At 68.0% G+C, this 25,736-nt stretch carries 14 protein-coding genes; 6 read left to right on the top strand and 8 right to left on the bottom strand.

Annotated features, from left to right (window positions below; all coding sequences use genetic code 11):
* Positions 1-13: 13 nt before the first annotated feature.
* From METUNV2_RS0104005 to METUNV2_RS0104020, 4 genes are read left to right on the top strand one after another with little or no spacing between them, the layout of a single operon-like run.
* Entirely contained in the window at positions 14-10,819 is a 10,806-nt protein-coding gene (locus METUNV2_RS0104005; RefSeq protein WP_018228217.1) for a carboxypeptidase-like regulatory domain-containing protein, read from the top strand.
* 7 nt (positions 10,820-10,826) lie between these two features.
* A complete protein-coding gene (locus METUNV2_RS0104010) occupies positions 10,827-11,339 on the top strand; it encodes a hypothetical protein (protein WP_018228218.1) in 513 nt (170 codons plus the stop codon).
* On the top strand, positions 11,329-11,925 hold the full coding sequence (locus METUNV2_RS0104015) for an ankyrin repeat domain-containing protein (RefSeq protein WP_018228219.1): 597 nt from the start codon (positions 11,329-11,331) through the stop codon (positions 11,923-11,925). The genes METUNV2_RS0104010 and METUNV2_RS0104015 overlap by 11 nt, the downstream gene beginning before the upstream one ends.
* The gene (locus METUNV2_RS0104020) at positions 11,925-13,295 is read left to right on the top strand and encodes a vanadium-dependent haloperoxidase (RefSeq protein WP_018228220.1); all 1,371 of its coding nucleotides are present in this window, start codon (positions 11,925-11,927) and stop codon (positions 13,293-13,295) included. Before METUNV2_RS0104015 ends, METUNV2_RS0104020 begins: the two co-directional genes overlap by 1 nt.
* Here METUNV2_RS0104020 and METUNV2_RS0104025 read toward each other — a convergent pair.
* From METUNV2_RS0104025 to METUNV2_RS0104060, 8 genes are all read right to left on the bottom strand, one after another.
* The gene (locus tag METUNV2_RS0104025) at positions 13,257-14,210 is read right to left on the bottom strand and encodes an AEC family transporter (protein ID WP_018228221.1); all 954 of its coding nucleotides are present in this window, start codon (positions 14,208-14,210) and stop codon (positions 13,257-13,259) included. The genes METUNV2_RS0104020 and METUNV2_RS0104025 overlap by 39 nt on opposite strands.
* Positions 14,207-15,508: an MFS transporter gene (locus tag METUNV2_RS0104030; protein WP_018228222.1), complete on the bottom strand. Its 1,302-nt coding sequence runs from the start codon at positions 15,506-15,508 to the stop codon at positions 14,207-14,209. The genes METUNV2_RS0104025 and METUNV2_RS0104030 overlap by 4 nt, the downstream gene beginning before the upstream one ends.
* Before the next feature lie 77 nt (positions 15,509-15,585).
* A complete protein-coding gene (locus tag METUNV2_RS0104035; protein ID WP_018228223.1) occupies positions 15,586-17,538 on the bottom strand; it encodes a TRAP transporter large permease in 1,953 nt (650 codons plus the stop codon).
* Positions 17,535-18,140, bottom strand: a complete 606-nt coding sequence (locus METUNV2_RS0104040; protein ID WP_018228224.1) for a TRAP transporter small permease subunit — start codon at positions 18,138-18,140, stop codon at positions 17,535-17,537. The genes METUNV2_RS0104035 and METUNV2_RS0104040 overlap by 4 nt, the downstream gene beginning before the upstream one ends.
* A 101-nt stretch (positions 18,141-18,241) precedes the next feature.
* Complete coding sequence (locus METUNV2_RS0104045) at positions 18,242-19,369, bottom strand: TRAP transporter substrate-binding protein (RefSeq protein WP_018228225.1); 1,128 nt, start codon at positions 19,367-19,369, stop codon at positions 18,242-18,244.
* Positions 19,370-19,536: 167 nt separating this feature from the next.
* Positions 19,537-20,880 carry a M48 family metalloprotease gene (locus METUNV2_RS0104050; RefSeq protein WP_018228226.1) on the bottom strand — a complete coding sequence of 448 codons (1,344 nt, stop codon included), beginning with the start codon at positions 20,878-20,880 and terminating at the stop codon, positions 19,537-19,539.
* Positions 20,881-20,980: 100 nt separating this feature from the next.
* The gene (gene recJ, locus METUNV2_RS0104055; protein ID WP_018228227.1) at positions 20,981-22,672 is read right to left on the bottom strand and encodes a single-stranded-DNA-specific exonuclease RecJ; all 1,692 of its coding nucleotides are present in this window, start codon (positions 22,670-22,672) and stop codon (positions 20,981-20,983) included.
* Positions 22,673-22,732: 60 nt separating this feature from the next.
* Positions 22,733-23,719 carry a hypothetical protein gene (locus METUNV2_RS0104060; protein WP_018228228.1) on the bottom strand — a complete coding sequence of 329 codons (987 nt, stop codon included), beginning with the start codon at positions 23,717-23,719 and terminating at the stop codon, positions 22,733-22,735.
* 88 nt (positions 23,720-23,807) lie between these two features.
* Between METUNV2_RS0104060 and METUNV2_RS0104065 the strand changes: the two genes are divergently transcribed.
* Together METUNV2_RS0104065 and lolD are read left to right on the top strand one after the other, a co-directional pair.
* Positions 23,808-25,052: a lipoprotein-releasing ABC transporter permease subunit gene (locus tag METUNV2_RS0104065; protein ID WP_026187855.1), complete on the top strand. Its 1,245-nt coding sequence runs from the start codon at positions 23,808-23,810 to the stop codon at positions 25,050-25,052.
* The gene (lolD, locus tag METUNV2_RS0104070; protein WP_018228230.1) at positions 25,045-25,734 is read left to right on the top strand and encodes a lipoprotein-releasing ABC transporter ATP-binding protein LolD; all 690 of its coding nucleotides are present in this window, start codon (positions 25,045-25,047) and stop codon (positions 25,732-25,734) included. Before METUNV2_RS0104065 ends, lolD begins: the two co-directional genes overlap by 8 nt.
* The last annotated feature ends 2 nt before the right edge of the window (positions 25,735-25,736 follow it).

Below are 25,736 nucleotides of genomic sequence, written 5' to 3' on the forward strand. Positions count from 1 at the left end.
GGCGCTGTTCTTGATGCTGCAGGCGTATGCGGCACCGCCGTCCGCCGATGCTTCGTGCACCGTGTCGGCGCTCAACCGCAACGCGCCGCTGCAGGCTGATTTCTCGTTCACGCTGTACAACCTGCCGGGGGCCGCTGCGGCCATCGGACCAAACGCGCCGCAGATTCCCGCTCCGCCCTTCCGCGTACGGGTCACCTGCTCCGACGGCACGGTGGGCGAAACCGAACTGGCCTATCCCGAATTCGGTTCGACCGCGGTCTACACCGGCGAGATCACATGGCGTCCGGCCACACCGGTGCCGGTTGCCCTGGGCATCACGGCCGCCCAGCCGCGGCTGGGCGGCGGGGAAACCACCCAGCTGTCCGCGCTGGGCGTACTGCGCGATGGCCGTCAGGTAGACCTGACCGGCAAAACGCGCGGCACCCTGTTCACGTCGAGCAATCCGCTGATCGCAACAGTGGATGACGGCGGTCGCGTGACCGTGATGGCGCAGTTCGCAACCGGCTCCGCCGCGCGCGTGGTAATGGCCGGTCAGAATGACGGGGTGCAGGGCAGCACCGTACTGCAGCTCGGCCCGCGTGGGCGCCTGGTCGGCCGCGTGCTTCAGGCCAACGGCGCGACCCCGCTCGCGGGCGCCGAAGTGTCGGTCACCCGCAATCAGCCGCGAGAAACGCTGGCCACCGTACGCACCGACAGCAACGGCGACTACCGGATTCCCGACGTGAGTGCAGGCAGTTTCACGGTGTCGGTGGTAGACCCGGTGACCGGCGATCACGGTCAGGCGTTTGGCACGCTGCAGAGCCAGGGCGAGGACGCGCGCATCGATGTGCGCATGAATGGCCAGGGCGTGGTCACCGTGACCGTGCTCGATGGCAGCGGCAGCGCAGTGGGCAATGCGCCGGTCACGCTGACCAGCCTCGGTGCCACGCGCGACATTCGCACCGTGCGCAGCAGCGCGTCCGGTGTGGTCGTGTTCGAGCGCGTGCCGACCGGCTTCCTGAGCGTGTCCACCACAGATCCGTCCACCGGACTGGTTGGCACCGCCAACGGACAGATCGCCGCCGGTGGGGCCTTGCCGCTGACCTTGCGTCTGCAGCCAGTGGCCAGCATCGCCGGCGTGGTGCTGGCGTCTGACGGCACCACGTCGCAGGCCGGGGTACAGGTCCGCCTGGTGTCGGCGACCCGCGGTATCGTGACCCAGACGGTCACGGTCGACGGCGGGGCCTTCCGCTTCGATTCGCTGCCGCTGTCCGATGGTCCTTACGCGCTGGACGCCATGCTGGACGGCCGGCTGCGCGGCCGGGAAACCGGCGTCGTGCTGAACCAGGGCGGGCAGGTGGTTGTGCGCAATGTCGTGTTCGGGCCGACCGGCCGGGTGCGCGGCAGCATCACCCGCGCTGGCGGCGCGACGGTGGCCGATGCCCAGGTGACGATACAGTCGCTGGTCGGCAGCCGACTGAGCTATGTCGCCCGCACTGACACGAACGGTGCATATGCGATCGATGGCGTGCCGGTCGGCGCCTTCGGCATCACCGCGGTCGGCAGTCAGGGCGAGACCGCGAATGCCGGCGGCAATGTGCCGTCCGATGGTGCCGAGGTCACGCTCAATCTGCAGCTCGCTTCGAGCGGCATCGTCGGTACCGTGTTCGGGCGCGACGGCCGCACGCCGGTCGGTGCCGGCGTTACGGTCACCCTGTCACCGGGCAACCGCAGCGCGACCACCGACGCGCAGGGCCAGTTCGGCCTGCCCATCGCAGCGGCCGGCAGCTACACGATAGAGGCGAGCGACGGCAGCGGAAACCGGGGGCGCACCAGCGTCGTGCTGACCACAGTGGTGGCTGGTGCGCCGGTCACGGCCAACGTCGTGTTCCTTGGCCAGGGCAGCATCGAGGGCGTGGTGCGCGATCCGTCCGGCGTGCCGCAGGCCAACGTGCCGGTGCAGATCACCCGTTCCGGTCTGTTCGGCGGCAGCATCACGGTGCAGACCGATGCCGGCGGCCGCTACCGCGCCAGCCCGCAGTTTGTCGGCGACTTCACGGTGTACGCCCGCAATCCGTCTACTGATCTGGCCGGCTTTGCCAGCGCACGCCTGTCCGGCGACGGCGAAACGGTGAGCGCCAACGTCACGCTCGCGGCGACCGGCCGCATCAGCGGCAGCGTGGTGCGCGCTGACGGCGTGACGCCGGCCGCCGCCGCGATGGTGGAGCTGCAGCTCAATGGCCGCACCGCCATCACGGTGACTGCCGACGGCTCCGGCGGGTTCGACATTCCGGCGGTGCCGCTGGGTGATTTCACCCTGCTGGCGACCCAGCCGGCCGATGGCGACAAGGGGCAGGCGGTATCGCGCATTTCCGCGCTGAACGAAGTGCGCACCGTGCGCATCCGCATGCTGGGTCTGGGCAACGTGAATGTGCTGGCGCAGGACAGCGCTGGCGCACCGGTGGCCGGTGCATCGGTCACCCTGAACAGCGCCAGCGCCTTCGGTGGCAGCCAGACCGCGGTCACCGACGGCGAAGGCCGCGTGCGCTTTGCGCGGGTGTTCAACGGTGATTTCGAGGTCATCGCCTCGCGCGGCAGCGGCATCGAACGCATCAGTGGCAGCGCGCAGGCCACGCTGACCCACGGGCGCGATGCGGATGTCGTGATCGGCATGAGCCGCAAGGAGACCGGTTCGGTTGCCGGCGTGGTGACTCAGGGCCTGTCCGCCGCGCCGCAGTCCGCTGTGGAGGTGCGCCTGACGCGTGTCAGCGGTTCGAGCGAGAACCGGGTATTCACCACCGGCACCGATGGTCGCTACACCTTCGAACAGCTGGAAGTCGGCATCGACTACCGCGTGACGGCACGGGTGAATGGCCGGGTGCGTGCGCGCGCCGATCTGCGTGTGAGCGCCGATGGCGAAGCCGTGGTGCGCGACCTTGCGCTGCTGGGCGTGGGCAGCGTGAGCGGACGTACGCTCAACGCCCAGGGTTCGGCCCCGGTCGGCAATATCCGCGTGACGCTGTCCAATCCGGATCCGACCTATGGCGGAAGCTGGGACGCCTATTCGCAGTCCGACGGCAGCTATCGCTTTACTGACGTGCCCGCCGGCAGTTTCACGCTGCGCGCGCGCAGCGGTGATGGCCGTCTGCAGGCGCAGGACAGCGGCACGGTGCGCTTCGACCAGGACGCGGTGCAGGTCGATCTGAACATGGTGGACAGCGCGGTCAATCTGCCGCTCAACCGCTACGACGCGAACGGCTTCCTGTTCGACCTGCAGGGCGATGGCAGCATCGCCCGCGGCGACAATTCGGTGTTCGACGGCGACGGCAGCGCGGCACGCCGTGCCGCACTGCTCGAACTGGTGGTCGGCGGCGTCGGCGTGCCTTTCCTGAATGGCGACGGCTCGGTCGGCCGCCTGACCCAGGACGGCCAGCTGCTCGAGGTCGACGAACTGCATTCCGCTTCCGGCCTCAACGTGAGCCGTCGCGTCTATGTGCCGAAGCATGGCTATTTCGCGCGCTACCTCGAAGTGCTCGAGAACCGCACCGCCGCGCCGGTCACCGTGGCCGTACGCGTGAGCAGCCATATCGCGGCCGGCCGTGTGGGCGCGCGCGTGGTCGACAGTTCCAGCAACGACCCGGTCTTCACCGTCGGCTCCGGCGCCGGTGCCGACCGCTGGGTGGTGGCGGACGACAATGCCGATGCCGACCCCTTCACCGATGGCGGCAATCCGTCGGTCGCCTGGGTGTTTGATGGCGAAGGCGGTGAAACCGCGGCCGGAGCCGGTGGCACGACCGCACTCAATACCGTGGCGCGGCTGTCGGTCGAATGGCAGTCGGTGACCTTGCAGCCCGGCGCGAGTGCGGCCTTCATGCACTTCACGGTGCAGCAGACCGGCCGCATTCCGGCGCGCGCATCGGCGCAGCGCCTGCTGGCCCTGCCCCCCGAGGCGCTGGACGGCCTTACGGCCGAAGAGCGCGCCATCATCCGCAATTTCCGGGTGCCGGCCGACGGTCTGAGCACGCAGGAAGCGCTGCCGCCGGTCGAGGGCAGCACCGTGCGCGGCGTGGTCTATGCCGGCGACAGCAGCACCCCGTTGCCGGGCGCGACGCTCACCTTCAAGAGCGAATCGCCCTATTACACGCGTACCTACAGCGCGAACTCGGCCAATGACGGCAGCTATACGCTGGCTTCGGCCGGTTTCGGCACCGCGTCGGTGCGTGCCATTCCGCAGGACCGCTTCCGGCTGTACGCCACCCATCCGTCCACCTACGAAACCAGCCCTGTCATCACCGCCGGCTTCGACGCCGGGCAGCCGGTGCGCGTCAGCGATGTGGCGTTCGTCAATACCGGCCTGCTCAAGGGCACGGTGCGGCGTGCCGGCGGTGCGCTGGTGACTTCCGGCAGCGTGAGCATTTCCTACCGCCATCCGTCCGGCAGTGTGTCCACCCTCAGCACGTCGATCGGCAGCGATGGTGCCTATCTGTACACCGGGCTGATACCGGGCAGTTACCTGCCGCAGGCCTCGCTCAGCCATCCGCAGGGGCAGCCGGTGACCGGCAGCGCAGGCGGTCCGGCGTCGGTGCCGGCCGCGGAAACGACGGTGGCCGACATCACGCTGGAGGCGACCGGCGAGGTCACCGGCATCGTCCGCGCCGCCAACGGCGATCCGGCGGTGGGCGTGACCGTGCAGCTCGATCCTGACTACATCTGCTGCTACTACCCCTACCGTTCGACCACCACCGATACCGGCGGACGCTATCGCTTCACCGACGTGCGTCTGGGCGCGCATGCCTTGCGCGCCACCAGCAGCGCCGGGCTGTCCGCGTCGGCATCGGTCAGCGTCGTGGCGGACACCCAGGCGGTGAGCGACCTGACGCTGAGCGGCATCGGCACTTTGACCGTGCAGGTCAATTTCGCGCGCGGTGTCGCCGCACCGGGCGCATCGGTCTATGTGTACAACCTGAACAGCGGCACCACCAATGGCAGCGGCTCGGTGCAGTTCTCGGTGCCGGCCGGTGTGGTACTCACCGTCGAGGCGCGCCACCCGGACAACACCGCGCTGACGCAGACCGCCAGCGTGACGCTGCCGGGCGATGGTGCCGCCGAAACGATCAGCCTGTCTCTGCCGGCAGCCGGTTCGGTCAGCGGCACCGTGCTGCGGCCGGATGGCAGTACGCGGGCCGCTGGCGTCCGTGTGGTGCTGCGTCGTACCGACGGTGTCGTGTGGTCGCGCTCGGCCACCACCAACAGCCTGGGCGATTTCCGCTTCAACGGCGTACCGGTGGCGAGCTACTCGGTGTCCGCCGAGGACGCGGCGACCTCGCGCTACGCCGATGCCGACCTCCTGCTCGGCAGCGACGGCCAGGACAGCAACCTGTCGCTGGTGCTGGCCGATAACCGCATTCCGCTGCCTTCCACGCTGTGGGATGCCAACAACTTCAAGTACGACATCGATGACGGTGGACAGATCGCCAACGGCTGGCGCGGCTCCTACAGCATGTTCTCGGGCGGCAACACCAGCCTGCCGGGCGGCGTGCTGCTGTTCGTCAATGGCGAGCGCTTCGTCGGCGATGGCTCGGCCTTCCTGGAGGCCGGCAAGCGCCAGTACGCCATCACCCAGCTCGCTCCGCTGTCGGGGCTGAACGTGAGCCGCAGGGTGTTCGTGCCGCGCGGCGCCTATTTCGCCCGTTACCTCGATACCTTCGACAACCCGGGCGCCGATGCGGTGACCGTGGAGGTGAGCCTGCGCAGCGGTTTCAGCGACAGCTCGATGCGTGTGGTCGACAGTTCGAGCGGCGACGCCGTGGTCGATGCCGGTGGCGACGCCTGGGTGGTGATCGATGACACGACCGATGCCGATCCGTTCATCTCGACCTCCGAACCGGCGACCGCCTTCGTGCTGGGTGACCGCAGTCGCGGCACGCCTGACCGCCTGAGCCACGTCATATCCGGACCGAACCGGATCGAGGCCGGATGGAGCCGTATCACGGTGCCGGCCGGTGGGCGTGTAACGCTGATGCACTTCACCGCGCCGCAGATCGGCCGCGCCTCGGCGCGCGCCGCCGCCGAGCGCCTGAGTGCGCTGCCGCCGGAGGCACTGCAGTCGCTGACCGATGCCGAACGCGCATCAATTGCCAACTTCACGCTGCCGGCTGACGGGGTGAGCACCGTGGCAGCACTGCCTTCGCTGCTCGGATCGGTCAGCGGACGGGTGCTCGAAGGCGACCGCCGCACCACCGTGGCACAGGGAAGCGTGCAGCTGCGCAGCCGGCACCCGCTGTTCGGCCGCAGCTGGCTGCCGGTGCGCTTCAACAGTTCGGACTGCGAGTTCGAATCGACCGGGGTCGCTGCGCTCAGGGCGGACGCCGCGGGAGCGTGGTCGCTGGCCGGTCGCATGCAGGATTCCGGATCGGTGGCGCTGCCGGCCGGCTTCGAGGTCGAAGCGAAGGCGGTCGACAGGAACTGCTCATGGGGCTATGGCACCGGCCATCCGGTCACCGGCATTGCCGCACCGACGGTCGTTGCCACGCCGGATGCCCAGACCGGCATCGCCACGCTGGATGTCGTGTTCCCCAGCGGCGTGCTGACCGGTACCGTGACCGGTCCGTCCGACTATGGCGTCGGTGGCGGTTCGCTGCGGACGACCGTGCCCAGCGGCCGCGGAACGGTGTCGGTGTCCATCGCCAATGACGGCAGCTATCTGCTGCCCGGCATGCCGGCCGGCCGCTACGTGCTGGACGCCAGCGTGCCGCACAATCAGGGCACCGGTCTGATCGGCCGTCGCAGCGACGTCGCCGTCACGGTCGGTGAAGTGACCGTGACCGATCTGCAGATCGAAGCCACCGGTTCGCTGACCGGCACCGTCGTGTCCGCAAACGGTGAGGCCAGCGTGAGCGGTGCGATGCGTGTCGACTCGATCGATGTGCCGCGCTCCATCATCCGCACCACCACGACCGATTCGCTGGGGCGGTACACCTTCAGCGCCTTGCCGGTCGGTCGCTATCGCCTGACCGCGACCGACAGCCGCACCGGCGGCACCACCGTGATCGAAGTAGCGATCTCCAGCAACCAGGTCAGCAGCCAGAACGTGACCCTGACCGGTGTCGGTGCGCTGGCCCTGCAGGTGAATTACGCCCGTGGTGTGGCCGCGGCGAGCGCCAATGTCTATCTCAGCGCGCCGGCAGGCAATATCAGCAGCCGCTATGTAGGCCGCACGGACGGCCAGGGCCGCCTGTCGGTGCCGACGCCGGTGGGTGCCTATTCCCTGAACGTTCGCCACCCGTCGGATTCTTCGACTGCGCGGGTGATCGATGGCGTGCTGGCTGCGAACAACGAAACGCAGAACCTTGCCACCGTGCTGCCGCCGCTTGCGGCGATGCGTGTCACCGTGGTCGATGCCGATGCGGGCAATGCGCCACTCCAGGGCGCGACGGTGCGCATCACGATGGCCGGCTGCACCGACTGCTATTCCGGCGTGACCGATGGTTCCGGCCGTGTGCTCATCGGCACGCTGCGCGATGGCGCCTACACGGTGAGCGTGCGGACGCCGCAGGGCCGCAGCGCCGAATTGCGCGGCGTACTGTCGGCCGCGGATGACGGCCAGACGCTGGAGCGCACGCTGGCCATCACCGCGGTGCAGGATCGCCTCGGCGTGCTCGGCTTCGCCGGCGAGCGCCAGCTGTTCTCGGTACCGGCACAGGCAGGCGACGTGGTGTCGGTGAACATCAACGGGGCACCGGTCGGCGAAACGCCCTCCGCCTACATCGTCGGTGCCGAGGTGTATGCCGGCGACAAGTCGCTGCTCGCCCGTGGCTACGGCTATGACCAGCGCAACAGCTTCCTGCAGTACAACGACCGGAACAATCTGCTCGCGGTGCCGGTGACGGTTGCCGGCAGCCATCCGGTCGTGGTGTACAACTGGGGCGCGAACAGCAGCTATCTGGGTGGCTACCGTCTGCAGGTGCGCGTCAATGGCGAGCCGGTCACGCCGGCTGCCTATGTCGGAGGCGGCGTCGTGCGCGGCACGCTGGTGCGTGCCGACGGTGTCACGCCTGCGGTCGGTCAGCCGGTCGAGTTGCAGACCGGCGACGGGCTGCTGCGGGTGCGTACGCTGACCGACAGCATCGGTCAGTTCAGTTTCCCGGCGGTACCGCTGGCCGAGTACGAGCTGAAGGTGCTGAGCAGCGACGCCGTGCGCGTGCTCATCAGCGAGCGTGCCCAGCTGGGCGAAGCGGGACAGATCCGCAGCCATGCGCTGCGACTTCAGGCGCAGGCGCGTCTGGACGTGCAGGTGACGGTGGGCACCTCGCTGCCGGTGCCGGCCTCGCTCTACCTCACGGTGACCGACGCACTGGGCAGCCGCAGCGAGGGGCCGGTCGTTTTCGCGGGCGGTACCTCGCCCAGCCAGACCTTCACGCTGACCACCTACGGCGATACGGTTTCGGTGCGTGCCCAGCATCCGAACAGCGGCCTGATCGCGGTGACCCGCCAGCTGCAGCCGCAGGATGGTGAAACCCGGCCGGTCACGCTGCATCTGCAGGGGGCACAGGTGTCCGGCCGCATCCTGACCGCGAGTGGCATGCCTCACCTGATGTCGGCGTGGGTGGAGGTGTTCCGCGCTGCCGACCGCGCCTACCTGACCGGCTTCTCGACCGACTTCGACGGTCGCTACAGCGGCATCGTGCTGCCGGCCGGCGAGGCCCTGGTGTTCGCGGTACAGGATCCTTACAACGCGGTCAGTACCCAGCGCACGGTCACCCTGTCGTCTGACAGCCCGACCACGGTCGATCTGACGCTGGTCGGTCGTGGCGCCGTCAGCGGTGTGCTGCGCTCTACCGGTGGCGTACCGATTGCGGGTGCCTGGGTGTCTGCCTACTACATCTACGATGATCTGCGGGGCTGGGAAACTGCCGTGGGTGCGGGTACCGACGGCGAAGGGCGCTTCCGCTTCGACAATCTTCCGGTCGGTCGTCCGCTGCGGCTGCAGGTGGAATACTGGCTGCGCGGCAACCTGTTCTCGACCGTGCAGACCGTACTGCTCGCCACCGACATGCAGGAACTGACCCAGGACCTCGCGCTGACCCTGCCGTCGGCGCATGCCACCGTCAGCGTGCGCGCCGCCGATGGCCTGCCCATCGATGCACTGTGCAATTTCTCGCTGAACGGTTCGGGAGGCGGCGGCGAAGTGGGGCTGGCCGCAGCGCAGGCGGTCGAACTGCCGGTTGGTAACGACTACGCCAGCGAGGTGTGCGAAAACGGCGTTCGCTTCTCGGGGCTGGCTGACGGGCTGTATGTCGTCAGTACGCAGTACGGCAGCGCGACCTTTGAAATCGTCGATCAGGCGCCGGTGACGGTGAACATTCTGGCGTCGGTATTCAAGGGTGTGACGCGCTATGCCGACGGCACGCCTGCACCTTCGGTATTCATCGAGGCGGTGCTGGGCGACGCCGGTGGCGCCTATGTCAGCACCCAGTCGGACGACAATGCGCTGTACCGGCTGATCGGCATGCCGGCGGGTAACTGGCGACTGGGTTTCGAGGACAGTTACGGCCTGCGTGGCGAGGCGAGCGGCAGCTTCCCGGATGCATCCGTGGTGCAGACACGCGATCTGGTGCTGCCGGCCAGCGGCACCGTGCGCGGCATCGTGCTCGATCGCAGCGGTGCGCCGGTCATCGGTGCCGAGGTGCATCTGCGCTCCAGCGCGTTGCCCTTCGACCGCTTCGAAAGCACTGACGCTGACGGCCGCTTCGTCGCGCCGCGCATGGCTGTAGGCGAACTGACCCTCCATGCGCGCAATCCGGCAAACGGTCTGGTGGCGACCGGAACCGCCGTGCTGCGCAGCGAAGGGCAGGTGGCTGATGTAGTGCTGAACGAGCCGGACGTGTTCGCGCTGAGCGGACAGGTGCAGCTCGAATCGGGCGAGCCGCTGCCCGAGGTGGCGGTGAGCGCGGTCGGGCCTGCAGTCGGTCCGTTCGGCGAATTCCAGGTGTCGGCCCTCGCCGACGTTCAGGGCCGTTACCGGTTCGACATGTTGCCGCTGGGTTCGATCCGGCTGCAGGTCAACGGCAGCGGCTATGTCGGCCAGGCGACGCTGGAACAGCTCGTGGCCGGCTCGGCAACGCTGAACCTGGTGGTGAGCCAGATGGTGAATATGGGCTACGTCTTCGATTCGCCGGACACCTCGCGCTACGACTTCGGCTGCAGCGGCACCCTCGGTGACGGCGGATACAACGGCCGGACGGATGCCTACGACACCGCCTACGCGCTGCAAGTGGGCGGCAGCAGCTTCCCGTGCATCACCCTGGCCAGCCTTCGCACCGCGGGACGCGAACTGTTGCTCGGCCCGGCCCGCATGGGGAGCTTCGATGTGGTGCGTCGTCTGTATGTGCCGGCGGCCGGCCGCTATGCGCGCTACATCGAACTCGTTACCAACCGCGGGGCGGTCGATGCCACGGTCAGTGTCACGCTGTCGTCCAATCTCGGTTCCGACGGTGCCACGAGCGTCATCGTCAGCCCTGTCGATACGGCCCAGCGCTATGCCGTGACCACGGACGGCTCATGGAGCAGCGATCCGGCACTGGCTCACGTGTTCGCAGGCACCACCGCAACGCGCTTGCCGGTGACCACGCTGAGCGGCGACAGCATGTCGACCACCTGGTCAGTCAGCATTCCGGCCGGCGCCACCATCGGGCTGATGCATTTCGCCGTCCAGCGCACTGCCGGCGATGCCGAGGCGGCACGGGCGCAGGCGCTGTCGCTGACCGGCGGCACCGACCCGGACATGTTCAGGGGCATCGGCAGCGAACGCAGTGCGATACTCAATTTCATCATCCCGTAAGGACGTCATGCGCAAGTTCCTGCTTCCCGTCGCACTCGTTGCCGCACTGGCGTGGTCGTCCGTGGCGCCCGCGGCAGACCCCTACCTGCCCGTGTTCGAGGCGATGGACACCGATGCCTCGCCGGTCACGGTGGACGCAGCGGGCGTGAGCGGACGCTGGATGCTGGTCGTGGTCGATGGTGGCCTGCCGAGCGCCCGCCGTTTTCTCGACGCGCTGGGTTCGAAGAACGAGCGCTTTGGCAGCAACGTGGTGGTGCTGGTGCTCGGTACGGCCGAACAGTTCGATGCGCTGCGGCTGTCCTACGCCCGTCTGGGCGAGGTGAGCTGGCTGCGTGCGCACAGTCCGGCCTTGCTCGGCACGCTGGGTCTGACCGGCGTGCCGGCGCGCATCGCGCTGCATCCGGACGGTCGCATCGCCGCGCGGCGTGCCGGGCTGGGGCTGAGCCCGGACGAAGTGGCCCGGCATGTCAGAACCTGGGCGGGCAGCCGTGTTGCGGAGGAGAACGGCCATGTCCAGTGAATCCACGCTGAGCGCCTGCGCAGCCGGCTTCGCGCTGGTGCTGATCTCCGGCACGGCAGCAGCGGACGAGGGCAGGGACGGCGCCCTGCGTGCGCTCGAAGCCGCGCGTGTACCGGCTACCCGTGCGGCACTTGTCCAGTACGCCGGCATCGGGGACGCCCATATCGTGAAGCAGTTGCTGCGCGCCGGTGTGCCGGCCGACGATCCGCTGCCGGGGCGACAACTGCGCGCGCTGCACGGTGCGGTGGCGCAGGCGCAGGCGGGCATCGTCGAACAGCTGATCGCGGCCGGGGCGCACGTCAATGCGCTCGATGACGCGGGCTGCAGCCCACTGGCCGCCGCGAGCTGGCGCGGGCATGTCGACATCATGCGCAGGCTGCTGAAGGCAGGTGCGTCGGTATCGGCCGGTCAGCCGGCGTGCCCGGCGCTGCATCAGGCGATATTCGGCAATCAGGCCGCCGCGGTCAGGCTGCTGATCGAGCACGGTGCCGATCCCGCTCAGCAGGACGACGATCATCGCGATGCATACGCGCTGGCGCGCACCCTCCGCCGCGAGGCGCTGCTGCCGGCCGTGGAGAAGGAATGATGCTTGCCTACCCCCTCCGCAGCCGTCTGGTCGGCAGCCTGCTGGTCATGGCAGCCCTGGTGCTGAGCGATGCTGCCGCGGCGCGAAATCTGGAGGACACCCGGGTCGCGCGTGGCGAGTGTGAAACACTGGCCCACGCGCATGAGGTGCGCAGCCTGCTGCCCGCCTCCGTGTTCCACGATTGGGAGAAGGCCGGTGTCGAAGCGGCCGGCATGGTGAAGTCATGGGCCTCCGAACCGCCAGGGCTGGCGTGGACGCGGCTGCAGCTTTCCATGCACGTCAAGCACAAGGTGTCGCCGACGCGTGCCGCGCGCGGGCTGGCGCTCATGCATGTGGCCATGCGCGATGCCGCACTGGCGGCAAAGACCTGCGGCCATGATGTCGCGCTGGCACAGTCGATGGCGGCAGCGCATGTGCTCGGCTATCTGTTCAATGCCGAAGAACGGTCCTTCGATCGCATCGTGTTCGAACTGGCCGCCCGCTATCGGGGGCATGCGCGCGACAGGCCTGACGACGCGAGCGCTCGGGCGCTTTCGCTCGGCTACGAGATCGGCCGGCAGCTGGTCGCCCACGGCGATTCGGATGGTGCCCAGCACGGGTGGAACGGGGTGCGCCTGCAGTGGTACGGAGAGGAGCGCTATTACGGCCCGGGCAGCTGGGAGCCGACGCCACCGTACTTCTACTTTCCGCCTTCGGAGCCTTTCGCGCCGCTTTGGCGCACCTGGATGCCGGTTGATCATGACGCGATCAGGCCGGTGCCGCCGCGTTACGGGTCACCGGCCTATCTGAAGGATCTGCAGGAGGTGATCGACGTGCAGCGCGCGTTGACGCCGGAACAGCTTGCGATTGCCAAATTCTGGGTGGATGGCCACGGTTCGGTCACGCCCCCGGGTCACTGGAACCAGATTGCCCTTGATGCACTGGCCGGTCGCGGTGCTGTCGATGCCCGCCGCACACTGGACATGTTCGCTGATCTGAACATGGCCATGGCTGACGCGTTCATCGTGACCTGGGCGGTGAAGTACCGCTACTGGACCGTGCGTCCGATTACCGCGGCCCGGCAGTTGCTGGGCGTCGAACTCAAGCCGGCCATCCTGACGCCGCCGTTTCCCGGCTATGTGTCGGGCCATGCCGCCACAAGCGGGGCGGCCGCACGCGTGCTGGGCCACTATCTGCCCGACCGTGCTGCGGTGTTCGATGCCCAGGCCGAACAGGCGGCGATGTCACGGCTCTATGGCGGCATCCACTTCCGCCACGACAACGAGGACGGGCTCGCGCTGGGACGGCGGCTCGCCACCGCCGTCATTGAACGCGCAGCGCCCCCGACCGCCTCAGCCGAACACACCGAGTCCCAGCAGCAGGGGCAGTGACAGCCAGAACAGCAGCGTGCTCCAGCCGATCAGCAGCGCCGAGGCCGCTCCGTCGATCTTGAAGCGCTCAGCCAGCAGCAGCGAGGTCATGAAGGTGGGCGTCGCGCATTCGACCAGCGAGGCGCGCTGCGCCTCGTTCGGCGCGTCGGACACCGCCAGCACCAGTCCCCAGATCAGCAGCGGTGCTACCAGCAGCTTGACCGTGGAGGCGACCAGTATTTCGGTGCGCGGCACCAGCCTGCGCCACGGAATCGTCATGCCCAGAACGAAGATAATGACCGGAATCGCCGCCTGGCCGATGAAGCGCGCCGCCTGCACCAGCGGCGGGTAGGCCAGCCCGGTGTATTGCGCCGCAAGCCCGAGCACGAAGGCCCAGATCGGCGGCATCATCAGCACGGTGCGCAGCACGTCCGGCCGCTCACCCTCGGCGTGCGAACCCAGGCGGGTGGCGATCCACACGCCCAGCGTCCACACGAAGGGCATGGTCATGAACATGTCGTTGAAGATGGCGTAGCGCATCGCGCCATTGCCGAAGAAGAATTCCAGCACCGGTGCGCCGACGTTGAAGGTGTTCCCGAACATGCCGCCGAGCATCAGCGCCGCCCGCGTGGTGTCGTGCAGGCCGGCGCCGAGCCGGGTCTTCCACAGCAGCACATAGAGCAGGGCGCCATTGGCCAGCGTACCGAGGCCGACCAGCAGGGGCACCGTGAGCAGGTCCAGGCTGATCGGCGTGCTGGCCGCGACCGCGAACAGGATGGCCGGGTAGAACACGTACAGCACCAACCGGTTCAGCTGTGCGCGCAGCACGTCGGCGTCGCGCCCTTCGCCCATGCGTGCGGCCCACCAGCCGCCGGCCGCCACCAGCAGCGACAGCGGCAGCATCACCTGCACCATCAGTCCGATCAGCGCATTCATCCGTGTAATTCCGTCAGGTTGCGGCCGCGGGTTTCTCGCACGAAACAGGCGGCGATGAAGCCGATCAGCGCTGCGGCGGCCAGCACCTTCAGTCCGTTGGTGACCGCACCGGCAGTCGCGGCCGCAACCGACGGCGAATTGCGCTCTATCACCCAGCCGACCAGCGGCTGCAGCAGCGCCGCACCGAGAAAGCAGCCGGCATTGACCAGACTGGTGGCCATGCCGGACAGCGCCGGCGGATTCACTTCCTTGGCACAGGCCCAGGTGAGCGAGAAGGCAGCGGCCGACAGGCCGATCAGCGCGCAGACGCCGTACGTGACCGCTGGCGGCAGCGGGGCGTCGGCCAGCGCGAAGGGCAGCCAGCTCGCCACATAGATCGCGGCATAGCTCAGCATGACCGCCTTGCGCCGGCGCAGGTGGTCGGACAGCCGGCCGATGAACAGGCAGCTGCAGGCGAACACCACCAGCATGAGCGAGGTGTGCTGGGCCGCCACCGCCCGCGTCATGCCGTGTGCGGCCATCAGGTAGGGCACGCCCCAAAGACCGCCGAACGAGAACAGGCTGCCGGCGATGCCGGCATTCACGAACAGCCCGGGCCAGCTGGCCGGGTTGGCCGCCACCTGTTTCAGGCCGGCCCGCCAGTCGCCGACCGGCAGCGGCGGGTGCGCCGGCTTGCCATCCAGTTCGCGCATGGTGGGCAGGCCTGCGTCTTCCGGCCGGTCGCGCACGCGCAGCCAGGTGAACAGCGCCAGCAGCATGGACAGCAGGCCGAGCGCCACGAACACCGTGCGCCAGGACACCAGCGTGACCACCCAGGCCAGCGGCAGCGCCGCACTGGCCGCACCGAGATTGCCGATGAACATGGTGACGCCGTTCAGCGTGGCGAAGCGGTTTTCCGGAAACCAGGCGGCGTTGATCTTGAGCAGCGCGATGAAGGGGAAAGACACGCCCAGCCCGACCAGGGTGCGGCCGGCCATGGCCACGCCGAGGCTGTCCGCCTGCGCGAACACGAGGGAGCCGATGCCGGCCACCACGCTGCCCAGTGCCACGATGCGGCGCGGCCCCAACGTGTCAGCCAGCACTCCGGTCGGGATCTGCATCACCATGTAGATCCAGAAATAGGTCGAGGCCAGCGCGCCGAGCGAAGTCGGGCCGACGTTGAAATCGCGCGCCAGTTCGGTGGCGATGGCGGCCGGGGCGGTGCGGTGGAAGAACACCAGCACGTAAGCGGCCGCGAGCAGGCAGAAGGCGGTCCAGCGCAGCCTGATCAGCAGGCGGGTCTGTTCGGGGGAGAGCATCAAAAGGATTCTACGCGGCGGTACAAAAAAACTGCGGCGCCGGAGCGCCGCAGTCAGAGCCATCTGTACCGGCTTGCTCAGTTGTACAGATAGTTGGGCAGCCACATGCCGATGCCCGGGAACAGATAGAGCAGGATCAGCGCGATCACCTGTATGCCCATGAAAGGCATCATGCCGGCGAAGATCTGGTTCAGCGTCACATGCGACGGCGCCACGCCCTTCAGATAGAACGCCGACATCGCGACCGGCGGCGACAGGAAGGCGGTCTGCAGGTTCAGCGCCACGAGCAGGCCGAAGAACAGCGGATCGATGTTGAAGTGCGCCAGCAGCGGAATGAAGATCGGCATGAAGATGACGATGATTTCGGTCCACTCCAGCGGCCAGCCCAGCACGAAGATGATGAACTGCGCGAGGATCATGAACTGGATCGGCGTCAGATCCATCGACAGCACGAACTTTTCCACCAGCTCCTGTCCGCCCAGCAGCGCGAACGCCGCCGAGAAGATGGCGCTGCCCACGAACAGCCAGCACACCATGGCCGAGGTCTTGGCGGTCAGGAACACCGACTCCTTGATCACGCTCATGCTGAGCTGGCCGTAGGCCGCCGCCAGCAGCGCGCCACCGAAGGCGCCGATTGCCGCCGCCTCGGTCGGCGTGGCCAGACCGAACACGATGGTGCCCAGCACCGCCAGGATCAGGATGGCCAGCGGGAAGAAGGACGCCAGCAGCATCTTGAAGATTTCCAGCCGCTCGAAGCTCAGCAGGCCGTAGAACACCGCCAGCAGTGCCACGATCACGCCCACCGCAACCCAGAAGCCCTTGGGTGCCGGCGTTGCCTCCGCACTGGCTGCGGGGGTAGCCGCAGCAGCGGGTTCGGCCGCCGGGGGCGCAGCCTCCTTCGCGACCGGCGCGGCACCCGGCGGCTCGGCCAGGTCGCCCCCTTCCCTGGGCGGCTCCTGCAGACCACCTTCGGCCGGCGGTTCAGCCAGACCACCGTCATCTGCCGGCGGTTCGGCCAGATCGCTGGTGCTCATGCCACTGTCGAAGGATTCGATGCCGGCCGGCAGTTCCTCGACCGCCTTGGGCGCGGTCAGCGAGCTGTGTATCGACGACAGCGCGAAGGCGGCGACGATGAGCGGCAGCAGCGCGATGCCCAGCTGGCCCAGCAGCGTACCGGTGCCGGCGTTGCCGCGCGGCCCCTTCAGCGCGGCCAGCAGCGCCGGCACCGCCTTGCGGCCATAGCGGACTGACACTTCCTTCGCCGCAGCGGGCAATTCGACATGGCGTTCGGACTCGGGCAGCGGCGGCGCCATTTCCGGCTTCAGCTTGGCCACGATGATCACGTACAGCATGTACAGGCCGGCCAGCATCAGACCCGGGAAGAAGGCGCCCGCGTAGAGCTTCACCACCGATACGCCGGCGGTGGCGCCATACACGATGAGCATGACCGAGGGCGGGATCAGGATGCCCAGGCAGCCACCCGCGGTGATCACGCCGGCCGACAGCCGCACGTCGTAGCCCGAGCGCAGCATGGCCGGCAGCGCCAGCAGGCCCATCAGCGTCACCACCGCACCGACGATGCCGGTGGCGGTGGCGAAGATGGCGCAGGTGACCAGCGTGGCCACCGCCAGCGAACCCGGTATGCGGGCCATCGCCAGATGCAGGCTCTTGAACAGTTTCTCGATCAGGTTGGCGCGCTCGACCAGATAGCCCATGAACACGAACAGCGGGATCGAGATCAGCACATCGTTGGTCATGACCGAGAAGGCGCGCTGCACCATCAGGTCCAGCGTCTGCTGGGTGGCGATGTCCGGGTTCTGCATCCGGTAGGCCAGCCAGGAGAACAGCACGCCCATGCCCATCAGCGTGAAGGCGGTCGGAAAGCCCAGCATGATGGCCACCACCACCAGTGCCAGCATGAGCAGACCGAGATGGCCGCCTGTCCATTCGGACGGCGACGGCATCAGGACGGCCGTGGCGACGATGATGATCGCCATCAGGCCGAAGCCGAAACGGAGTTCCTTCTTCATTTCTGGGTGCTCCCGGCAGTGGCGCCCTCGGGCTGGTCGGCATGCACCATGTGGCGCAGCTTGTCGACGTCGACTTCCTCGACGTCCTGGGTGCGGGACGGCCATTCACCGTGCTGGATGCAGACGATGCAGCGCAGGATTTCCACCACGCCCTGCAGCATCAGCGCGGCACCGGACAGCGGGATGATGAATTTGAACGGGTAGATCGGCGGCCCGTCGGACGTCACCGACGAGTGTTCGCGGATGGCCAGCGAATCGTTGAAGAAATCCCAGCCGGCCCAGCACAGCGCCAGCACGCCCGGAATGAAGAACACGAAATACAGGATGAGGTCGAGGATGGCCTGGGTGCGTGGCTCGAAGAAGCCGTACAGCACGTCGCCGCGCACATGGCCGGCGGTGGCCAGCGTGTAGGCGCCGGCCATCATGAACAGGGTTCCGTACAGCATGTAGGTGGCGTCGAACACCCAGGCGTGCGGCGTGTTCAGCGCATAGCGGGAGAACACTTCCCAGGTGATGATCAGCGTCAGCACGACGATGGTCCACGCGAAGGCGTGGCCGACCCAGGTATTGAAACGGTCAACGCCGAGCAGCAGTTTTTGCATGGCAGTCTGCGGACACTTGTCGGTGTCCGTCCTATTCGGTTGGAGTCAAAAAAGCCGGCGTCCCTTTTGGAGACGCCGGCTCGTTTGCAACAGCGCTGGCCTCAGCCCTTCTTCGAGAAGAAGTGCTCGTAGGCCATGCGGTAATTCACCGTGGTGTCGTTCTGCCACTTCGCGGTGCGCTTGGCGAAGGCGCGCTGCGATTCCAGCACTTTCTTGAACATCGGGTTCTCGGCGGCCTTCTTCTCGGTCACCTTGTCCCAGGCGGCCAGCTGCGCCTTCAGGATGGCGTCCGGCGTCTTGTAGAACTTCACGCCCTGCTTTTCCTGCATTTCCTGGTAGGCGGTGGAGTAGCGGTCGATCGCTTTCCACGACATTTCGGCCGAAGCGCCGGGCACCGCATTGGCGATGATGGAACGCAGATCGGCCGGCAGCGACTCCAGACGCTTCTTGTTGAACAGGATTTCGAACTGTTCCGACGCCTGGTGGAAGCTCTGCAGCATGCACACCTTGGACACGTCAGGGAAGCCGAGCACCTGGTCCGAGGCGGCGTTGTTGAATTCGGCCGCATCGAGCAGGCCGCGGTCCATCGCCGGCACGATTTCGCCGCCGGGCAGCGCGTTCACCGACACGCCCAGTTCGGTGAACACATCGATCGACAGGCCGACCGTGCGGTACTTCAGGCCCTTCATGTCCTCGGCCTTGGTGACCGGCTTCTTGAACCAGCCCAGCGGCTGGGTCGGCATCGGGCCGTACATGTAGGACACGACGTCCATGTTCAGGCTCTTGTAGATCTCGTCCAGCAGCGCCTTGCCGCCGCCGAATTCGTGCCAGGCCAGCACCATGTTGCCATCCATGCCGAAAGCCGGGCCGGAGCCCCACAGTGCCAGCGCCGAGTTCTTGCCGTACCAGTAGGCGATCACGCCGTGGCCGCCATCCAGCGTGCCCTTGTTCACCGCGTCCAGCAGGTCGAAGGCCTTCACCACCGAACCGGCGGGCAGCACGTCGATCTTCAGGCGGCCGCCGGACATTTCATTGACCAGCTTGGCGTAGTCCTGCGCGAACTCGTGGAAGATGTCTTTCGCCGGCCAGGTGGACTGGAAGCGCAGCGTGATCGGGGACTGGGCGACGGAAATGCTGGGGAAGGCGATGGCGGCAGTGCCGGCAGCGGTGCCCGCAGCCTTGGCCAGGAACTTGCGACGGGCCGACTGCGTATTGTTCTGGTCAGACATGGATGTAAGCCTCCTCGTGGTGGTGGATGCTTTGCACGGCCCGGCACGGACGGTTGCCCGTACCCGGCACAGCACGAAGCATCGCGATGCTAACCTCGCCCGCAGTCCGCCACAATCCGCAGTGCAGCGTGACAGATGGGTAAAAGAAGACTTTTCCGCTCAGCGGTTTACTTCACCATGCCCCAGGCCTGCAGACGCTGGAAGGCGAACTGGGCCTGGGCGTCCTTCTGACCGCTGCGGATGTAGGCGGCATAGTGCTGGCTGGCCGCGCGCTTGTCCTGCATGGTTTCGTAGGCCACGCCCTTCAGGAACAGCGTGGTGGCGTTGCCCGGCAGCACCTGGTCGTAGGCATTGAAGGCGGCCAGCGCTTCTGGCCCGCGGCCGAGCGCCAGCTTCGATACGCCGCGCTGGTACATCGCCTGGCCTTCGCCGGGATAGATTTCGGTGGCGCGCGAGAAGTGCCGGTCGGCGCTGGCGTATTCCTTCTGTGCCAGCAGACACTTGCCCATCAGCACATTGCCGCAGTAGTCGTCCGGCGCCACCTTCAGTGCCTTGTCGAAGCGGGTTTCCGCTTCGTCCAGCGACTTTTTCGCCATCAGCGATTCGCCTTCCTGCTGCGCCTTGATCGAAGGCGCGATGCGGCGCAGGCCGGCGGTGTGGTCCATGTAGCGCTCGTGTGACAGCGCCTTGCCGCGATAGCTGCCGTAGGCGTCGGTCGCCTCGCGCTGCGCGGTGTCGTAGCGCTCGTCCGACATCGGGTGCGACGAGAACATGGTCTGCAGCAGGCTGGGCTTTTCCTTGTGCTGGCTGCGCAGCATGTCCATCAGGTTCACCATGCCGTCCGGGTTGTAGCCGGCGCGCGTCATGTAATCCAGGCCCAGCGCGTCGGCCTGTCGCTCATCGTTGCGCGAATAGCCGGCCAGCAGCGCGCTGGCGCCGACCTGGCTGGCGATGTTGGCGAGCGGTGCTGCGCCGCGGTAGTCCGACATCGCCACCGCCACATTCACCGCCATCGCGCCGGCCTGGGCAATCATGCCGCGGCCGGCCTGCTTGGCGCTGTGGCGCGCATTGACGTGGCCGGTTTCGTGGCCGAGCAGCGCGGCGAGCTCATCTTCGCTGTCCATGTCCAGCAGGATGCCGCGGGTACAGGCCATGCTGCCGCCGGGAAAGGTGTAGGCGTTGATGTAGTTGGCGTTCACGACGCGTGCGTTGTAGGGCACGTCCGGGCGGTGGGTGTTCTTCGCCAGCGAGCGCTCGACCTCGTTTACATAGCGGTTCAGTTCCGGATCCTGCACTGCGCCGTAGTCGGCCGAGAACTGCTGCGGCGAATGCTTGCGGTCGACGCCGATCTCGTCCTGCTCCGACATGCCGACCAGCACCTGCTGGCCGGTGATCGGATCGGTGGCGCAGCCGGACAGCTGCGGCAGCGTGACGGCGGCACCGGCGATGCCGGACAGCCACAGGAAATCTCGGCGGCTCATTTCGCGGCGGAAGAAGCGGTCATGCGACACGGGTTGTCCTTTCCATTCCTGTTCGGTCTGCAGGCCTCAACGGCTGGGCCGTCCGCTGCGCTGACGCAACAGGATTCAATATTCAAGATCCAAGGCGTCTTCAGGCCGGCTCGGCGTGCTCAACCATCAGCTGCACCCGGCGCACGCCCTGGTATTCGTTGATGTCCAGCCGGTAGGCGGCGTTCACCCGCGGCGGCAGCGGCTCGGCACGGTTGAACCAGATTGCGTCGAACACGTTACCGTCCTTCGCGAGCGACAGCTTCAGGTGCTTGTCCTTCAACAGGCGCTGGTTGCGCACTTCGAAACAGTCGGCGAACACCGGTGGCGGAAAGCCCTGGCCCCAGGTTTCCGCTTCCATCAGGACGGCAGCGTGCAGGTTCATCAGCGACGCTTCCAGTGCGCCGTCGGTCTCTATGGTGCGGGTGAGCGCCGAAGGTTCCACCATGTCCGTCACCGCCTGTTCGAAGGCGTCGCGGAAGCGCTCGAACGCCCGCTCCGGCACGGTCAGGCCGGCCGCCATCGCGTGGCCGCCGAAGCGCAGGATGAGGCCGGGTTCGCGCTTGGACACCAGATCGAGTGCGTCGCGCAGGTGCAGGCCGGGAATCGAGCGGCCGGAGCCCTTGATCTCCCCTTCGTTGCCGCGCGCGAAGGCGATGGTGGGCCGGTGCGCGCGCTCCTTGATGCGCGAGGCGACGATGCCGATCACGCCCTGGTGCCAGTCCGGGTGGAACAGCGCCAGCGACTTCGATTCGCCGATGTCTATCGTCGCCAGCTGCGCTTCCGCCTCTTCCTGCATGCCCTGTTCGATCTCCCGCCGTTCGCGGTTCATCGCGTCCAGCTGCTGCGCCAGCGACAGCGCGCGCGCGAAGTCGTCGGTGATCAGGCATTCGATGCCCAGCGACATGTCGGACAGCCGGCCGGCGGCATTCAGCCGCGGGCCGATGGCGAAACCGAGGTCGAAGGAGGTGGCGCGCTCCGGTTCGCGGCCGGCGGCGGCGAACAGCGCGCGCAGGCCGGGCGTGAGCTTGCCGGAGCGGATGCGCTGCATGCCCTGGGTGACCAGCACCCGGTTGTTGTGATCGAGCTTCACCACGTCGGCCACGGTGCCGAGCGCCACCAGGTCGAGCAGGCTGCCCAGATTCGGTTCCTCGCGGCCGGCGAAGGCGCCGCGCCGGCGCAGTTCGGCGCGCAGCGTCAGCATGACGTAGAACATGACGCCGCAGCCGGCGATGGACTTGCTGGTGAAGCCGCAGCCCGGCTGGTTCGGGTTCACGATCACGTCGGCCAGCGGCAGTTCGTCGCCCGGCAGGTGGTGGTCGGTCACCAGCACCGACATGCCCAGTTCGTTGGCACGTGCCACGCCCTCGACGCTGGCGATGCCGTTGTCCACGGTGATGATGATGTCCGGCTCGGCGTGTGCCGCGAGATCCACGATTTCCGGCGTCAGCCCGTAGCCGTACTCGAAGCGGTTCGGCACCAGATAGCTCACGTTGGCGCCCATCGCCCGCAGCGCGCGGATGCCGATGGCGCAGGCGGTGGCGCCGTCGCAGTCGTAGTCGGCCACGATGAGCAGGCGTGCGTCGGCTTCGATCGCGTCGGCCAGCATCTGTGCCGCATCGTTGGCGCCGGTCAGCGTGTCCGGCGGCAGCAGGGCCTTCAGCGAATAGTCGATCTGGCTGCGGTCCTGCACGCCGCGCGAGGCGTACAGCCGCGCCAGCAGCGGGTGCACGCCCTGCTGTTCCAGCTGGGCATGGCTGCGGGGCGGGATGGGGCGATTGACGATGCAGGTCATGGATGCAGCTTCAGGATTCAAGGTTCAAGGGGCCGGGAGCGACCCCGCCGCGATGGGGCTTCAGCAGGCCGGCGCGAGCGGGCGGCGCCAGATCTTCCACAGATCACGCTTTTCGGTGGTGCAGGCCAGAATACCTTCGTCGCCGCTCAGCGTGACGGTCACCGACTGTACGTCGCCGCGCTTCAGCGCCTGCAGCGCCGGCGCGATCCAGTCGCGCTCCAGCGTCTGCACCGCCTGCAGCCAGGCTTCGGCATCCAGGTAGAGCGCCGGGGCCAGCGCGTCCTGCAGCAGCACCAGATTGCCTTCCTGCAGCGCGATGTCGCGGCGCTCTGGCAAGGGCGCCGCGCGCACGCCGGCGGCGTGCGCCAGACCGTGGGCCAGCGCATCGTCCGCCCACAGCTGCATGCAGGGCAGGGCGGCCTGCACCGGCAGCGTGCCGGCGCCCCAGAACCACAGCGTGTTCAGCGTCGGCCGGCCGGCTTCTTCGCGCGCGGTATTGACCGGGTGGGCGTGGAACAGCATCTGGGTTTCGTTCATCCACTGGCGCAGACGGGCGGCGTCGCGGCCGCTGGGCATGGACGCGTCCAGCTTGCGCCCGAGCGCCGCACCCGGCGGCACGGTGCTGACCGACAGTGGCTCCAGCAGCGCCAGATGGCCGTGCCCACCGGTTGGCAGATGCAGCCAGCCGATATTGGCGAAGTGCGCGTTCCAGGCGGCGGCGAGCGCGGCGGCTTCGTCGGCGTCCGGGCGCACGTCCGGCCGGTCGGTGAGCATGAGCGCGTCGCGCGCGAAGCGCAGGTGGGCGACATCGGCCGCCAGCCAGCAGCGGCTGTCCACCGGCTCACCGCAGCCGGCGCGGCGCAGCGCGCCCAGCGGCGCATCCGGTTTCAGGCCGAACAGGCCGGCCAGCAGATGTTCGGGCGCCGCGGCCGGGCGACGGCTGCGCACCCCGCGTCCGAGCAGCAGCGACAGCGCGGGCGTGGCGGGCGGGGGCAGCGGCGTGGTGGAGGGCCAGAGCAGGCCGGGCAGGACCAGATGCAGTGACATGCGCGAAGTGTACCTGCGTTGCAGTGCCACGGTGCTGTCGGCGCAATCCTGCATGCACGCGCGGGCGCTCCGGTACCATGCCGTCCCCATGAACTACGAAATCCTGCTCGGCCTGCGCTATGTGCGGGCGAAACGGCGCAACGGCTTCATTTCCTTCATTTCCCTCATTTCCACGCTCGGTCTGGCGCTGGGCGTGGCGGCGCTGATCACGGTGCTGTCGGTGATGAACGGTTTCCAGAAGGAGCTGCGCACCCGCATCCTCGGCGTGGCCTCCCACATCCAGGTGACCGGCTACGACAACGAGCTGGCTGGCTGGCAGCAGGTGGCCGACGCAGCGCTGAAGAATCCGGATGTGAAGGCCGCCGCGCCCTACATCAGCGAACAGGCCATGCTGTCTTTCGACCAGACGGTGCGCGGCGCCATGGTGCGCGGCGTGCTGCCGGCGGCCGAGGACGGCGTGGCCGCCTTCAGCCAGCACATGCGCGCCGGCCGGCTGGCCGATCTGCAGCCGGGCGCTTTCGGCATCGTTTTGGGCATCGAACTGGCGCGCGCGCTGCAGGTGCGGGTGGGCGACAAGGTGACGCTGATCGCGCCGCAGGGCCTGGTGACGCCGGCCGCGGTACTGCCGCGGCTCAAGCAGTTCACGGTGGTCGGCGTGTTCGAGGCCGGGCATTTCGAGTACGACGCCAGCCTCGCGCTCATCCACATGCAGGACGCCCAGGCGCTGTACCGGATGGAGGACCGCGTGTCCGGCGTGCGGCTCAAGGTGGCCGACCTGTTCGAGGCGCCGCGGGTGGCGCGGGCGCTGCACGAACAGTTCGCCGGGCAGGAGCTGCTGGTCGGCGACTGGACCCGCCAGCACGCCAACTTCTTCCGCGCCATCGCGATCGAGAAGAACATGATGTTCATCATCCTGTCGCTCATCGTCGCGGTGGCCGCCTTCAACATCGTGTCCATGCTCATCATGGTGGTGACCGACAAGCAGGCCGACATCGCCATCCTGCGCACGCTGGGCGCCAGCCCGGCGTCGATGATGGCGGTGTTCGTGGTGCAGGGTGCGCTGATCGGCGGCTTCGGCCTGCTGCTCGGCGTGGCCGGCGGCGTGCTGCTGGCCGGCAATCTCGACGTGGTGGTGCCGGCCATCGAAAAGATCGCCGGCGTGTCGCTGTGGTCGTCCGAGGTGTACTTCATTCCCGAACTGCCGTCGGAAATCCTGTGGTCCGACGTGATCACCGTAACCGTGATCGGTGGCGTGCTGACGCTGGCCGCCACGCTGTACCCGAGCTGGCGCGCGTCGCGCGTGCAGCCGGCGGAGGCGCTGCGCTATGAGTGACATCGTGTCGACCGAAATCGTGCTGAGCTGCCGCGGGCTGACCAAGGTGTTCCATCAGGGCAAGGTGGAGGTGCCGGTGCTGGCCGGTGTCGACCTGCAGGTGGCGCGCGGCGAGCGGGTGGCCATCGTCGGCGCCAGCGGCTCGGGAAAAAGCACGCTGCTGCATCTGCTCGGCGGGCTGGACGTGCCGAGTGCCGGCCGCGTGGCGCTGCAGGGACAGGACTATTCCTCGCTCGGCGAGGCAGCGCGGGGCGCGCTGCGCAACCGCGCGCTGGGCTTCGTGTACCAGTTCCACCATCTGCTGGCCGAGTTTTCGGCGCTGGACAACGTGGCGATGCCGCTGATGATCCGCCGCCAGACCCGCGCCCAGGCGCGCGAGGCGGCGGCGGCCATGCTGGCCGAGGTCGGTCTGGCGCACCGGGTGGAGCACCAGCCGGGTGAGCTGTCCGGCGGCGAGCGTCAGCGGGTGGCCATCGCCCGTGCGCTGGTGACCCAGCCGGCCTGCGTGCTGGCCGACGAACCGACCGGCAATCTGGACAGCCGCACCGCCGGTGCCGTGTTCGATCTCATGCTCGAACTGAGCCGTACCCGCGGCACCAGCTTCGTCATCGTCACCCACGACGAGCGGCTGGCGGCGCGCACCGACCGTACGGTCCGGCTGGTGGACGGGCGGCTGGGCTAGCC

Source organism: Methyloversatilis universalis EHg5, from assembly GCF_000378945.1.
Lineage (GTDB): Bacteria > Pseudomonadota > Gammaproteobacteria > Burkholderiales > Rhodocyclaceae > Methyloversatilis > Methyloversatilis universalis_A.